This window comes from Pseudomonas sp. B12(2026), assembly GCF_057767015.1.
The window spans coordinates 1,139,023-1,151,922 of the sequence record NZ_CM173430.1; the positions used below are offsets into that span (position 1 = coordinate 1,139,023).

At 68.1% G+C, this 12,900-nt stretch carries 11 protein-coding genes; all 11 read left to right on the forward strand.

Annotated elements, in window-relative coordinates; all coding sequences use genetic code 11:
- Positions 1 to 2: 2 nt before the first annotated feature.
- Genes rsmH through AC3B6A_RS05450 form a run of 11 tightly spaced genes read left to right on the forward strand, consistent with a single transcriptional unit; the run spans position 3 to position 12,898 of the window.
- Positions 3 to 944: a 16S rRNA (cytosine(1402)-N(4))-methyltransferase RsmH gene (gene rsmH / locus AC3B6A_RS05400; protein WP_488401265.1), complete on the forward strand. Its 942-nt coding sequence runs from the start codon at positions 3 to 5 to the stop codon at positions 942 to 944.
- A complete protein-coding gene (ftsL, locus tag AC3B6A_RS05405) occupies positions 941 to 1,234 on the forward strand; it encodes a cell division protein FtsL (protein WP_488401266.1) in 294 nt (97 codons plus the stop codon). The genes rsmH and ftsL overlap by 4 nt, the downstream gene beginning before the upstream one ends.
- Positions 1,231 to 2,979, forward strand: coding sequence for a peptidoglycan D,D-transpeptidase FtsI family protein (locus AC3B6A_RS05410; RefSeq protein WP_488401267.1), 1,749 nt, complete (start codon positions 1,231 to 1,233; stop codon positions 2,977 to 2,979). The genes ftsL and AC3B6A_RS05410 overlap by 4 nt, the downstream gene beginning before the upstream one ends.
- Positions 2,979 to 4,442: a UDP-N-acetylmuramoyl-L-alanyl-D-glutamate--2,6-diaminopimelate ligase gene (locus AC3B6A_RS05415; protein WP_488401268.1), complete on the forward strand. Its 1,464-nt coding sequence runs from the start codon at positions 2,979 to 2,981 to the stop codon at positions 4,440 to 4,442. Before AC3B6A_RS05410 ends, AC3B6A_RS05415 begins: the two co-directional genes overlap by 1 nt.
- The gene (locus AC3B6A_RS05420) at positions 4,435 to 5,799 is read left to right on the forward strand and encodes a UDP-N-acetylmuramoyl-tripeptide--D-alanyl-D-alanine ligase (protein WP_488401269.1); all 1,365 of its coding nucleotides are present in this window, start codon (positions 4,435 to 4,437) and stop codon (positions 5,797 to 5,799) included. The genes AC3B6A_RS05415 and AC3B6A_RS05420 overlap by 8 nt, the downstream gene beginning before the upstream one ends.
- On the forward strand, positions 5,800 to 6,882 hold the full coding sequence (mraY, locus tag AC3B6A_RS05425; RefSeq protein WP_488401270.1) for a phospho-N-acetylmuramoyl-pentapeptide-transferase: 1,083 nt from the start codon (positions 5,800 to 5,802) through the stop codon (positions 6,880 to 6,882).
- Between the two features lie 13 nt (positions 6,883 to 6,895).
- Entirely contained in the window at positions 6,896 to 8,242 is a 1,347-nt protein-coding gene (gene murD / locus AC3B6A_RS05430; RefSeq protein ID WP_488401271.1) for a UDP-N-acetylmuramoyl-L-alanine--D-glutamate ligase, read from the forward strand.
- Positions 8,242 to 9,441: a putative lipid II flippase FtsW gene (gene ftsW, locus AC3B6A_RS05435; RefSeq protein WP_488401272.1), complete on the forward strand. Its 1,200-nt coding sequence runs from the start codon at positions 8,242 to 8,244 to the stop codon at positions 9,439 to 9,441. The genes murD and ftsW overlap by 1 nt, the downstream gene beginning before the upstream one ends.
- The gene (murG, locus tag AC3B6A_RS05440) at positions 9,431 to 10,504 is read left to right on the forward strand and encodes an undecaprenyldiphospho-muramoylpentapeptide beta-N-acetylglucosaminyltransferase (protein WP_488401273.1); all 1,074 of its coding nucleotides are present in this window, start codon (positions 9,431 to 9,433) and stop codon (positions 10,502 to 10,504) included. The genes ftsW and murG overlap by 11 nt, the downstream gene beginning before the upstream one ends.
- The gene (gene murC / locus AC3B6A_RS05445) at positions 10,497 to 11,954 is read left to right on the forward strand and encodes a UDP-N-acetylmuramate--L-alanine ligase (protein WP_488401274.1); all 1,458 of its coding nucleotides are present in this window, start codon (positions 10,497 to 10,499) and stop codon (positions 11,952 to 11,954) included. Before murG ends, murC begins: the two co-directional genes overlap by 8 nt.
- On the forward strand, positions 11,951 to 12,898 hold the full coding sequence (locus AC3B6A_RS05450; RefSeq protein WP_488401275.1) for a D-alanine--D-alanine ligase: 948 nt from the start codon (positions 11,951 to 11,953) through the stop codon (positions 12,896 to 12,898). Before murC ends, AC3B6A_RS05450 begins: the two co-directional genes overlap by 4 nt.
- The last annotated feature ends 2 nt before the right edge of the window (positions 12,899 to 12,900 follow it).

The window sequence follows — 12,900 nt, forward strand, 5'->3', positions numbered from 1 at the left end:
CTGTGAATAGCACCTACCAACACATCACCGTTCTGCTCGAGGAGGCTGTCGAAGCGCTGGCCCCCCGCGACGACGGGCGCTATGTGGACGGTACCTTCGGCAGGGGAGGGCACAGCCGGGCCTTGCTCGGGAGGCTCGGCCCGGGCGGTCAACTGCTCGGGTTCGACAAGGACCCCCAAGCCATCGCAACGGGAAAAGCACTGGCGGCCGAAGACGGCCGCTTCGTCATTGTGCAAAGGTCCTTTGCCGAGATGGCCGAGGAGTTCGCCGCGCGCGGCCTGCAGGGCGGCGTGAACGGCGTGCTGCTGGACCTGGGCGTGTCTTCGCCGCAGCTGGACGACCCGCAGCGCGGTTTCAGCTTCCTCAATGACGGCCCGCTGGACATGCGGATGAACCCGGACCAGGGCGTCAGCGCCGCGCAGTGGATCGCCAGCGCCGCCGAGGACGAGATCGCCCGTGTGTTCAAGGACTACGGCGAAGAGCGCTTCGCCAAGCGCATGGCGCGCGCCATCGTGCAGCGCCGTGCGGAGAAACCGTTCGAGCGCACCGCCGACCTGGCTGCCGTGATCACCGAGGCCAACCCGGCCTGGGAGAAGGGCAAGAACCCGGCGACCCGCGCCTTCCAGGGCCTGCGCATCTTCATCAACAACGAGCTGGGCGATCTCGAGCGTGGCCTCGATGCCGCGCTGGAAGGTCTGGCCGTGGGCGGGCGCCTGGTGGTGATCAGCTTCCACTCGCTGGAAGACCGCATCGTCAAGCAGTTCATGCGCAAGCATGCCAAGGGCGAGGCGGACAACCTGCCGCGCGACCTGCCGATCCGCGCCAAGGTCTTCGAGCCGCGCCTGAAGCTGATCGGCAAGCCGGTCTATGCCTCCGAGGCCGAGCTGAAGGCCAATCCGCGCTCACGCAGCGCGGTCATGCGCATTGCGGAGAAGCTCAGATGAGCCGCCTCTTCGCCAAGCGTTTGCCGACCGGCAGCTTCTTCATGCTGCTGCTGTTCATCGGCGTGCTGCTGTCGGCGATCTCCGTGTCCTACAGCGCGTACTGGAACCGCCAGTTGCTCAACTCGCTGTATTCCGAACTCAACGTGCGCGACAAGGCGCAGGCCGAGTACGGCCGGCTGATCCTGGAGCAGAGCACCTGGACCGCGCACAGCCGTATCGAAGCCCTGGCGACCGAGCAGCTGAAGATGCGTGTGCCCGATCCGACCGAAGTCATCATGGTGGTGCCATGAAGAATCTCGCCGGAGCCCGCTACCCCTGGCGCTTCCGCGTCGTCATCGCCCTGCTGATGGCGATGGTGGCGGCCATCGCCTGGCGCATCGTCGACCTGCACGTGATCGACCATGACTTCCTCAAGGGCCAGGGCGACGCGCGCAGCGTGCGCCATATCTCCATTCCCGCGCACCGTGGCCTGATCACCGACCGCAATGGCGAGCCGCTGGCCGTCAGTACGCCGGTCGCCACCCTCTGGGCCAACCCCAAGGAACTGGTGCTCGAGCGCGACAAGTGGGGCTTCCTGGCCGATGCGCTGGGGCAGACGCAGGCTTCCCTGGCCGAGCGCCTGGAGCAGAATGCCGACAAGGAATTCATCTATCTCGTCCGTGGCCTGACCCCGGAGCAGGGCGAGGCCGTGATGGCCCAGGTGAAGGCCCATCGGATTCCCGGCGTGTATTCGGTCGAGGAGTTCCGTCGCTTCTATCCCGCCGGTGAAGTAGCCGCCCAGGTGGTGGGCTTCACCGACGTCGATGATCGCGGCCGCGAGGGCGTGGAACTGGCCTTCGACAGCTGGCTGGCCGGTGTGGCGGGCAAGCGCCAGGTGCTCAAGGACCGCCGTGGCCACCTGATCCGCGACGTGCAGGTCACCCGCAACGCCAAGGCCGGCAAGACCCTCGCGCTGTCCATCGACCTGCGCCTGCAGTACCTGGCCAACCGCGAGCTGCGCAACGCGCTGGTGGAGAACGGCGCCAAGGCCGGCAGCCTGGTGATCCTCGACGTGAAGACCGGCGAAGTGCTGGCCATGGCCAACCAGCCGACCTACAACCCGAACAACCGTCGCAACCTGCAGCCGGCGATGATGCGCAACCGCGCCATGATCGACGTGTTCGAGCCGGGTTCGACCATGAAACCGTTCTCCATGAGCGCGGCGCTGGAAACCGGCCGCTGGAAGCCCTCCGACAAGGTCGAGGTCTACCCCGGCACCCTGCAGATCGGCCGCTACACCATTCGCGACGTGTCCCGCACCGAAGGCCCTGTGCTGGACCTGACCGGCATCCTGATCCGCTCCAGCAACGTCGGCATGAGCAAGGTCGCCTTCGATATCGGCGGCGAAGCCATTTACAGCCTGATGCAGAAGGTCGGCCTTGGCCAGGACACCGGCCTGGGCTTCCCCGGCGAGCGCGTCGGCAACCTGCCGAACTACCGGGAATGGCGCAAGGCGGAAACCGCCACACTGTCCTACGGTTACGGCCTGTCGGTCACCACCATCCAGTTGGCCCATGCCTACGCGGCGCTGGCCAACAACGGCCGCAGCGTACCGCTGACCATGGTCCGCGCCGATCGTCCGGCCGATGCCACCCAGGTCATCCCCGAGCCGGTCGCCAAGACCATGCAGGGCATGCTGCAGCAGGTCATCGAAGCGCCCAACGGCGTGTACCGCGCTCAGGTGCCGGGCTATCACGTGGCTGGCAAGTCCGGTACCGCGCGCAAGGCCCAGGTCGGCACCAAAGGTTACGCCGAGAACTCTTACCGCTCCCTGTTCGCCGGCTTCGCGCCGATGAGCAATCCGCGCTATGTTGCCGTAGTGGTCATCGATGAACCCAGCAAGGCCGGCTACTTCGGTGGCCTGGTCTCCGCGCCGGTGTTCAGCAAGGTGATGTCCGGCACGCTGCGCCTGATGAACGTGCCGCCGGACAATCTGCCGCCGGCGACTCCGCAGCAGCAAGCCGATGCTGCGCCCGATAAAGGAGGGCGTGGCTGATGCCGATGAGCCTCAATCAACTGCTGCCGCAGGCCGAAAGCAGCGAACTGATCCGCGAACTGACCCTGGACAGCCGTGCCGTCAAGCCGGGCGACCTGTTCCTCGCCGTGCCGGGTGGCCGCCAGGATGGTCGCGCGCATATCGCCGCCGCCCTGAGCCAGGGTGCCGCGGCCGTCGCCTATGAAGCCGAAGGCGCCGCCGACCTGCCGCCCAGCGATGTGCCGATGATTGCCATCAGGGGCCTGACTGCCCAGCTGTCCGCCATCGCCGGCCGTTTCTACGGCGAGCCCAGCCGTGGCGTGGAGCTGGTCGGCGTGACCGGCACCAACGGCAAGACCAGCGTCAGCCAGCTGCTGGCCCAGGCGCTGGACCTGCTGGGCGAGCGCTGCGGCATCGTCGGCACCCTCGGCACCGGTTTCTACGGCGCGCTGGAAAGCGGCCGCCATACCACTCCCGATCCGCTCGCCGTGCAGGCGACCCTGGCGCGCCTGAAGCAGGCCGGTGCCAAGGCGGTGGCCATGGAGGTGTCCTCCCACGGGCTGGAGCAGGGCCGTGTCGCCGCGCTGGGCTTCGACGTGGCGGTGTTCACCAACCTGTCGCGCGACCATCTCGACTACCACGGTTCGATGGAAGCCTACGGCGCCGCCAAGGCCCGGCTGCTCGCCTGGCCGGGGCTGCGTTGCCGGGTGGTCAACCTGGACGACGACTTCGGCCGCCTGCTCGCTGCCGAGTCCCATGAATCCCGCCTGATGGGCTACAGCCTGATCGACCCGGCGGCCTACCTCTATTGCCGCGAAGCCACGTTCAGCGACGCCGGCGTGCAGGCGCAGATCGTCACGCCGCAGGGCGAAGGCCTGCTGCGCAGCTCGCTGCTGGGCAAGTTCAACCTGAGCAACCTGCTGGCCGTGGTCGGCGCGCTGCTCGGCCTGGATTACCCGCTGGGCGACGTGCTGGCCGTGTTGCCGCAACTGGAAGGTCCGATTGGCCGCATGCAGCGTCTGGGCGGCGGCGAGAAGCCACTGGTGGTGGTGGATTACGCCCACACCCCGGATGCCCTGGAAAAAGTCCTGCTGGCCCTGCGCCCGCACGTGCATGGCCGTCTGCTCTGCCTGTTCGGCTGCGGTGGCGACCGGGACAGCGGCAAGCGCCCGATCATGGCGCGGATCGCCGAACAGCACGCCGACCATGTGCTGGTCACCGACGACAACCCGCGCACCGAGAAGAGCGAGGCGATCATCGCCGATATCCGTGCCGGCTTCGCCAGCCCCGAGGCTGTCGAGTTCGTTCCTGGCCGTGGCGCGGCGATCGCCCGCCTGATCGCTTCCGCCGGCGCCGACGATGTGGTGCTGCTGGCTGGCAAGGGACATGAGGATTACCAGGAGATCGACGGCGTTCGCCATCCGTTCTCCGATCTTGACCAAGCCGCCAAGGCGCTGGCTGCCTGGGAGGTGAAACGTGCTTAAGCCCCTGTCGCTCAACGACGTCGCTGGTGCGCTCAACGGCCGTGTGGTCGGCGCCGACGCCACCTTCGACGGCGTGAGCACCGACAGCCGCGCCATCGTGCCGGGCCAGCTGTTCATCGCCCTGACCGGCCCGCGCTTCGACGGCCACGATTACCTGGCCGACGTAGCCGCCAAGGGCGCGGTTGCCGCCCTGGTGGAGCGCGAAGTCGCCGGTGCGCCGCTGCCGCAGTTGGTGGTGCGCGATACCCGCGTGGCGCTGGGGCAACTGGGTGCGCTGAACCGCAATGCCTTTACCGGCCGCGTCGCCGCCGTCACCGGCTCCAGCGGCAAGACCACCGTGAAGGAAATGCTCGCCAGCATCCTGCGCACCCAGGGCGACGTCCTGGCTACCCGCGGCAACCTGAACAACGACCTCGGCGCGCCGCTGACCCTGCTGCAGCTGGCGCCGCAGCAGCAGAGCGCGGTCATCGAGCTGGGCGCCTCGCGCATCGGCGAGATTGCCTACACCGTCGGCCTGACCCGCCCGCACGTCGCCATCATCACCAACGCCGGCACCGCCCACGTGGGCGAGTTCGGCGGGCAGGACAAGATCGTCCTGGCCAAGGGCGAGATCCTCGAAGGCCTGGCCGCCGATGGCGTGGCCGTCCTCAACCGCGACGACCCGGCGTTCGACACCTGGAAGAGCCGTGCCGGCGACCGCCGCGTCGCAAGCTTCGGCCTGCGCGACGAACGCGCCGACTTCCGCGCCGGCGACGTGCAGCGTGACGCCCGTGGTTGCCCCGGCTTCACCCTGCGCGGCCCGGCGGGCGAGGCGCGCATCCAGCTGAACCTGCTGGGTGAGCACAACGTGACCAACGCCCTGGCCGCCGCCGCCGCCGCCCATGCCCTCGACGTGCCGCTGGTCGGGATCGTTTCCGGCCTGCAGAGCCTGCAGCCGGTCAAAGGTCGCGCGGTAGCCCAACTGGCGACGAACGGCATGCGGGTGATCGACGACAGCTACAACGCCAACCCGGCCTCAATCTGCGCGGCGATTGATATACTCGCCGGCTTTTCCGGCCGGACCGTCCTGGTCCTCGGGGACATGGGCGAGCTGGGTGCCTGGGCGGAGTCTTCCCACCGCGAAGTGGGGACCTATGCCATTGGCAAGGTCACCGCGCTCTATGCCGTCGGGCCGCTGATGAGCCACGCCGTGCAGGCGTTCGGTTCCGCGGGCCGGCACTTCGCCGATCAGGCCAGCCTGATCCGTGCCCTGGCCGACGAAGCATCGACAACCACCATTCTGATCAAGGGTTCCCGCAGCGCGGCGATGGACAAGGTCGTCGCGGCGTTGTGCGGTTCCTCCGAGGAGAGTCACTAAATGCTGCTGCTGCTCGCCGAGTACCTGCAACAGTTCCACAAGGGCTTCGGCGTCTTCCAGTACCTGACCCTGCGCGGCATCCTGAGCGTGCTGACCGCACTCGTCCTGTCCCTGTGGCTGGGCCCGTGGATGATCCGCACCCTGCAGATCCGCCAGATCGGCCAGGCCGTGCGCAACGACGGGCCGCAGTCGCACCTGTCGAAGAAGGGCACCCCGACCATGGGCGGTGCGCTGATCCTCACCGCCATCGCCATCAGCACCCTGCTGTGGGCCGACTGGTCGAACCGCTACGTCTGGGTCGTGCTCGCCGTGACCCTGCTGTTCGGCGCCATCGGCTGGGTCGATGACTACCGCAAGGTGATCGAGAAGAACTCCCGCGGCCTGCCGAGCCGCTGGAAGTATTTCTGGCAGTCGGTGTTCGGCCTGGGCGCCGCAATCTTCCTCTATATGACCGCCGAGACCCCGATCGAGACCACCCTGATCGTGCCGCTGCTGAAGAACATCGAGATCCCGCTGGGCATCTTCTTCGTGGTGCTGACCTACTTCGTGATCGTCGGCTCCAGCAACGCGGTGAACCTCACCGACGGCCTCGACGGCCTGGCCATCATGCCCACCGTGATGGTCGCCGGCGCGCTGGGCATCTTCTGCTACCTGTCGGGCAACATCAAATTCGCCGAATACCTGCTGATCCCCAGCGTTTCCGGGGCGGGCGAGCTGATCATCTTCTGCGCCGCCATCGTCGGCGCGGGCCTGGGCTTCCTCTGGTTCAACACCTACCCGGCGCAGGTCTTCATGGGCGACGTCGGCGCGCTGGCCCTCGGCGCCGCGCTGGGCACCATCGCGGTGATCGTCCGCCAGGAGATCGTGCTGTTCATCATGGGCGGCGTGTTCGTCATGGAAACCCTGTCGGTGGTGATCCAGGTCGCCTCCTTCAAGCTGACCGGCAAGCGGGTGTTCCGCATGGCGCCGATCCACCACCACTTCGAACTCAAGGGCTGGCCGGAGCCGCGCGTGATCGTGCGTTTCTGGATCATCACGGTGATTCTCGTGCTGATCGGCCTGGCCACGTTGAAACTGCGTTGAGGACTGATCGAGCATGAGCCTGATCGCTTCCGACCAATTCCGCATCGTTGTCGGCCTCGGCAAGAGCGGCATGTCCCTGGTGCGCTACCTGGCGCGCCGGGGCGTGCCGTTCGCCGTGGCCGATACGCGGGCGAATCCGCCGGAACTGGCGACCCTGCGCGAGCAGTATCCGCAGGTCGAGGTGCGCTGCGGCGAGCTCGATGCCGATTTCCTCTGCCGCGCGCAGGAACTCTACGTCAGCCCGGGCCTGTCGCTGCGCGTCCCGGCGCTGGTGGAAGCCGCCGCCCGTGGCGTGCGCATGTCCGGTGACGTCGACCTGTTCGCCCGCAATGCCAAGGCGCCGATCGTCGCCATCACCGGTTCCAACGCCAAGAGCACCGTCACCACCCTGGTCGGCGAGATGGCCAGGGCGGCCGGCAAGCGCGTCGCCGTCGGCGGCAACCTCGGCACCCCGGCGCTGGACCTGCTGGCCGACGACGTCGAGCTGTACGTGGTGGAGCTGTCCAGCTTCCAGCTGGAAACCTGCGAGCGCCTGGGCGCCGAGGTCGCCACCTGCCTGAACGTCAGCGAAGACCACATGGACCGCTACGACGGCATGGCCGACTACCACCTGGCCAAGCACCGCATCTTCCGCGGCGCCAGGCAGGTCGTGCTGAACCGCGCCGACGCGCTGAGCCGCCCGCTGATCGCCGACAGCGTGCCGTGCTGGACCTTCGGCACCGACAAGCCGGACTTCAAGGCCTTCGGCCTGATCGAAGAAGACGGTGAGAAGTGGCTGGCCTTCCAGTTCGACAAGCTGATGCCGGCCCGCGAGCTGAAGATCCGTGGCGCCCACAACCAGTCCAACGCCCTGGCCGCGCTGGCGCTCGGCCACGCCATCGGCCTGCCGTTCGAGCCCATGCTGCAGACCCTGCGCGAGTTCGCCGGCCTGGACCACCGTTGCCAGTGGGTGCGCGAGCGCAACGGCGTGAACTACTACGACGACTCCAAGGCCACCAACGTCGGCGCCGCCCTGGCGGCCATCGAGGGCCTGGGTGCCGACATCGACGGCAAGCTGGTGCTGATCGCCGGTGGCGACGGCAAGGGCGCCGACTTCCATGACCTGCGCACTCCCGTGGCGCAGCATTGCCGTGCGGTGGTGCTGCTGGGCCGCGATGCCGAACTGGTCGGCGCGGCCATCGGCAATGCCGTGCCCAAGGTCCGCGTGAACACCCTCGACGAAGCCGTCGAGCACGCCGCCGAGCTGGCCCTGCCGGGTGACGCCGTGCTGCTGTCGCCGGCCTGCGCGAGCCTGGACATGTTCAAGAACTACGAAGAGCGCGGACGCCTGTTCGCCAAGGCCGTGGAGGAGCTCGCCTGATGTTCTCCTTCCTGCGCCCCTATCCGTCCCCGCTGATCAGCCGCCACGGCATCGATCTGGACTTCCCGCTGCTGGCGGGTTGCCTGGCGCTGCTCGGCCTCGGTCTGGTGATGGTCACCTCGGCGTCCTCCGAGGTGGCGGCGGCGCAGTCCGGCAACCCGTTGTATTTCTCGGTCCGCCACCTGATCTATCTGGCCATCGGTTTCGTCGCCTGCGGCCTGACCATGATGGTGCCGATGGAAACCTGGCAACGCTGGGGCTGGAAGCTGCTGGTCATCGCCTTCGGGCTGCTGGTGCTGGTGGTGACCCCCGGCATCGGCCGCGAGGTGAACGGCTCGATGCGCTGGATCGGCTTCGGCCTGTTCAACATCCAGCCCTCGGAGATCGCCAAGGTCTTCGTGGTGATCTTCATGGCCGGCTATCTGGTGCGCCGCCAGGAAGAGGTGCGCGAAAGCTGGATCGGTTTCTTCAAGCCCTTCGTGGTGCTGCTGCCGATGGCCGGCCTGCTGCTGCGCGAGCCGGACTTCGGCGCCACCGTGGTGATGATGGGCGCCGCCGCCGCCATGCTGTTCCTCGGTGGCGTGGGGCTGTTCCGCTTCGGCCTGATGGTCGCGCTGGCGGTGGGCGCGGTGGTGCTGCTGATCCAGACGCAACCCTACCGGATGGCGCGCCTGACCAACTTCACCGATCCCTGGGCCGATCAGTTCGGCGCCGGCTACCAGCTCAGCCAGGCGCTGATCGCCTTCGGCCGCGGCGGCTGGACCGGCATGGGCCTGGGCAACAGCATCCAGAAGCAGTTCTACCTGCCCGAGGCGCACACCGACTTCGTGTTCGCCGTGCTCGCCGAGGAACTGGGCATCGTCGGCGCCATGGCCACCGTCGGCCTGTTCGTCTTCGTCACCCTGCGCGCGCTGTACATCGGCATCTGGGCCGAGCAGGCCAAGCAGTATTTCTCCGCCTACGTGGCCTATGGCCTGGCCTTCCTGTGGATCGGCCAGTTCCTGATCAACGTCGGGGTGAACGTCGGCCTGCTGCCGACCAAGGGCCTGACCCTGCCGTTCCTCAGCTACGGCGGCAGCTCGCTGGTGATCTGCTGCGCCTGCCTGGGGATGCTGCTGCGCATCGAATGGGAACGTCGCACCGTGATGGGCAGCGAGGAATATGAATTCACCGAAGAGGACTTTGCCGATGAAAGGTAACGTCCTGATCATGGCCGGCGGTACCGGCGGACACGTGTTCCCGGCGCTGGCCTGCGCCCGCGAGTTCCAGGCGCGCGGCTACAGCGTGCACTGGCTCGGCACTCCGCGCGGCATCGAGAACGACCTGGTACCCAAGGCCGGCCTGCCGCTGCACCTGATCAACGTCAGCGGCCTGCGCGGCAAGGGCCTGAAGTCGCTGCTGCGCGCGCCGTTCGATCTGCTCAAGTCGCTGTTCCAGGCCGTTGGCGTGGTTCGCCGGCTCAAGCCGGTCTGCGTGCTCGGCCTGGGCGGCTACGTCACCGGCCCGGGCGGCCTGGCTGCCCGGCTGTCCGGCGTGCCGCTGGTGATCCACGAGCAGAACGCCGTCGCCGGCACCGCCAACCGCAGCCTCGCGCCGCTGGCCGGGCGCATCTGCGAAGCCTTCCCGGACACCTTCGACGCCAGCGCCAAGCGCCTGACCACCGGCAACCCGGTGCGCGCCGAGCTGTTCCTGGGCGAGGATGCCCGCGCGCCGCTGGCGGGCCGCCGGGTCAACCTGCTGGTGCTGGGCGGCAGCCTGGGCGCCGAGCCGTTGAACAAGCTGATCCCCGAAGCGCTGGCGCAGATTCCCGCCGAGCAGCGTCCGGCGATTCGCCATCAGGCCGGTCGTCAGCACGACCAGGTCACCGCGGAGCGTTATCGCACCGCCGGGGTCGAAGCCGACGTCGCTCCGTTCATCGCCGACATGGCCGCCGCCTACGCCTGGGCCGATCTGGTGATCTGCCGCGCCGGCGCGCTGACCGTCAGCGAGCTGACCGCCGCCGGCCTGCCGTCCTTCCTGGTGCCGCTGCCCCACGCGATCGACGACCACCAGACCAAGAACGCCGAATTCCTGGTGCGGGAGGGCGCCGCCCACCTGCTGCCGCAGAAATCTACCAGCGCCGCCGATCTGGCCGCGCAGTTGTCCGAGGTATTGATGCATCCCGATTCCCTGACCCGCATGGCCGCTCGCGCCCGCAGCCTGGCCAAGCCCGAGGCTACCCGCACGGTGGTCGATGCCTGCCTGGAGGTGGCCCGTGGTTAAAGAGCCCACCGGCGTTACCCGGACCATGCGGCGCATCCGCCGTATCCACTTCGTCGGCATCGGCGGCGTGGGCATGTGCGGCATCGCGGAAGTGCTGCTGAACCTCGGCTACGAAGTCTCCGGTTCCGACCTCAAGGCCTCGCCGGTGACCGAGCGCCTGGAGAGCTTCGGCGCGCGGATCTTCATCGGCCACCGTGCGGAAAACGCCGATGGCGCCGACGTGCTGGTGGTTTCCAGCGCGGTGAACAAGGCCAACCCGGAAGTCGCTGCCGCGCTGGATCGCCGCGTGCCGGTGGTGCCGCGTGCCGAGATGCTCGCCGAGCTGATGCGCTACCGCCACGGCATCGCCGTTGCCGGCACCCACGGCAAGACCACCACCACCAGCCTGATCGCCTCGGTATTCGCCGCCGGCGGCCTGGACCCGACCTTCGTCATCGGCGGCCGCCTGAACGCCGCCGGCACCAACGCGCAGCTGGGCACCAGCCGCTACCTGGTGGCCGAGGCCGACGAGAGCGACGCCAGCTTCCTGCACCTGCAGCCGATGGTCTCGGTGGTCACCAACATCGACGCCGACCACATGAGCACCTACGGCGGCGACTTCAACAAGCTCAAGCGTACCTTCGTCGACTTCCTGCACAACCTGCCGTTCTACGGCCTGGCCGTGGTCTGCGTGGACGACCCGGTAGTTCGCGAGATCCTCCCGCAGATCGCCCGTCCGACCGTGACCTACGGCCTGAGCGAGGACGCCGACGTCCGCGCCATCAACATCCGCCAGGAAGGCATGCGCACCCACTTCACCGTGCTGCGCCCCGAGTGCGAACCGCTGGACGTCTCGGTGAACATGCCCGGCCTGCACAACGTGCTGAATTCCCTGGCGACCATCGTCATCGCCACCGACGAAGGCATCTCCGACGAAGCCATCGTCCAGGGCCTGTCCGGCTTCCAGGGCGTGGGCCGACGCTTCCAGGTCTATGGCGACCTGCAGGTGGAAGGCGGCAGCGTGATGCTGGTCGACGACTACGGCCACCACCCGCGTGAAGTCGCGGCGGTGATCAAGGCCGTGCGCGGCGGCTGGCCGGAGCGCCGCCTGGTGATGGTCTACCAGCCGCACCGCTACACCCGCACCCGCGACCTGTACGACGACTTCGTGCAGGTGCTGGGCGAGGCCAACGTGCTGATGCTGATGGAGGTCTACCCGGCCGGCGAGGAGCCGATTCCCGGCGCGGACAGCCGCCACCTGTGCCACAGCATCCGCCAGCGTGGCCAGCTCGACCCGATCTACCTGGAGCGCGGCGGCGATCTCGCCGCGCTGCTGCAGCCGCTGCTGCGCCCCGGCGACATCCTGCTCTGCCAGGGCGCCGGCGATATCGGCGGACTGGCGCCGCAACTGATCAAGAACCCGATGTTCGGTGCCGCCGCCAAGGCGGACACCCAGAGGAAGCCGCAATGACTGACGCGCTCAAATCCCGGCTCGATCCCCGCGCCTTCGGTCGCGTCGCCGTGCTCTACGGCGGCAAGAGCGCCGAGCGCGAGGTGTCGCTGAAATCCGGCGGAATGGTCCTGCAGGCGCTGCAGGGCGCCGGCGTGGATGCCTTCGGCATCGACGTGGGCGATGACCTGCTGCAGCGGCTGATCAGCGAGAAGATCGACCGCGCCTTCATCATCCTCCACGGCCGTGGCGGCGAAGACGGCAGCATGCAGGGCCTGCTGGAAGTCGCCGGCATTCCCTACACCGGCAGCGGCGTGCTGGCCTCCGCGCTGGCCATGGACAAGCTGCGCACCAAGCGCGTGTGGCTGAGCCTGGGCCTGCCGACGCCGAACTACGCCGTGCTCAGCAGCGAGGCCGATTGCCGTGCCGCCGCTGCGGAACTGGGCTTCCCGCTGATCGTCAAACCGGCCCATGAAGGTTCCAGCATCGGCATGGCCAAGGTGAACGGGGTGGATGAACTCATCGCCGCCTGGCAGAGCGCCGCCCAGTACGACCCGCAGGTGCTCGTCGAGCAGTGGATCAGCGGGCCCGAGTTCACCATCGCGGTCCTGCGTGGCCAGGTGCTGCCGCCCATTCGCCTGGGCACCCCGCACACCTTCTACGACTACGACGCCAAGTACCTCGCCAGCGATACCCAGTACCAGATTCCCTGCGGCCTCGACGCCGCCAAGGAAAAGGAACTCAAGGACCTGACCGCGCGCGCCTGCGATGCCCTCGGCATCCAGGGCTGGGGCCGGGCCGACGTGATGCAGGACGCCCAGGGGCGCTTCTGGCTGCTGGAAGTGAACACCGCACCGGGCATGACCGACCACAGCCTGGTGCCCATGGCCGCGCGCGCGGCCGGCCTGGATTTCCAGCAACTGGTGCTGGCCATCCTCGCCGACAGCGTCGAGGCAAGGGGGTAAGT

Bases quoted from the DNA above. Each gene is read 5' to 3' on its own strand.
- AC3B6A_RS05415 (WP_488401268.1), top strand. From the start codon at position 2,979: ATGCCGATGAGCCTCAATCAACTGCTGCCGCAGGCCGAAAGCAGCGAA.
- murD (WP_488401271.1), top strand. From the start codon at position 6,896: ATGAGCCTGATCGCTTCCGACCAATTCCGCATCGTTGTCGGCCTCGGC.
- murG (WP_488401273.1), top strand. From the start codon at position 9,431: ATGAAAGGTAACGTCCTGATCATGGCCGGCGGTACCGGCGGACACGTG.
- AC3B6A_RS05410 (WP_488401267.1), top strand. From the start codon at position 1,231: ATGAAGAATCTCGCCGGAGCCCGCTACCCCTGGCGCTTCCGCGTCGTC.
- AC3B6A_RS05450 (WP_488401275.1), top strand. From the start codon at position 11,951: ATGACTGACGCGCTCAAATCCCGGCTCGATCCCCGCGCCTTCGGTCGC.
- ftsL (WP_488401266.1), top strand. From the start codon at position 941: ATGAGCCGCCTCTTCGCCAAGCGTTTGCCGACCGGCAGCTTCTTCATG.
- ftsW (WP_488401272.1), top strand. From the start codon at position 8,242: ATGTTCTCCTTCCTGCGCCCCTATCCGTCCCCGCTGATCAGCCGCCAC.
- mraY (WP_488401270.1), top strand. From the start codon at position 5,800: ATGCTGCTGCTGCTCGCCGAGTACCTGCAACAGTTCCACAAGGGCTTC.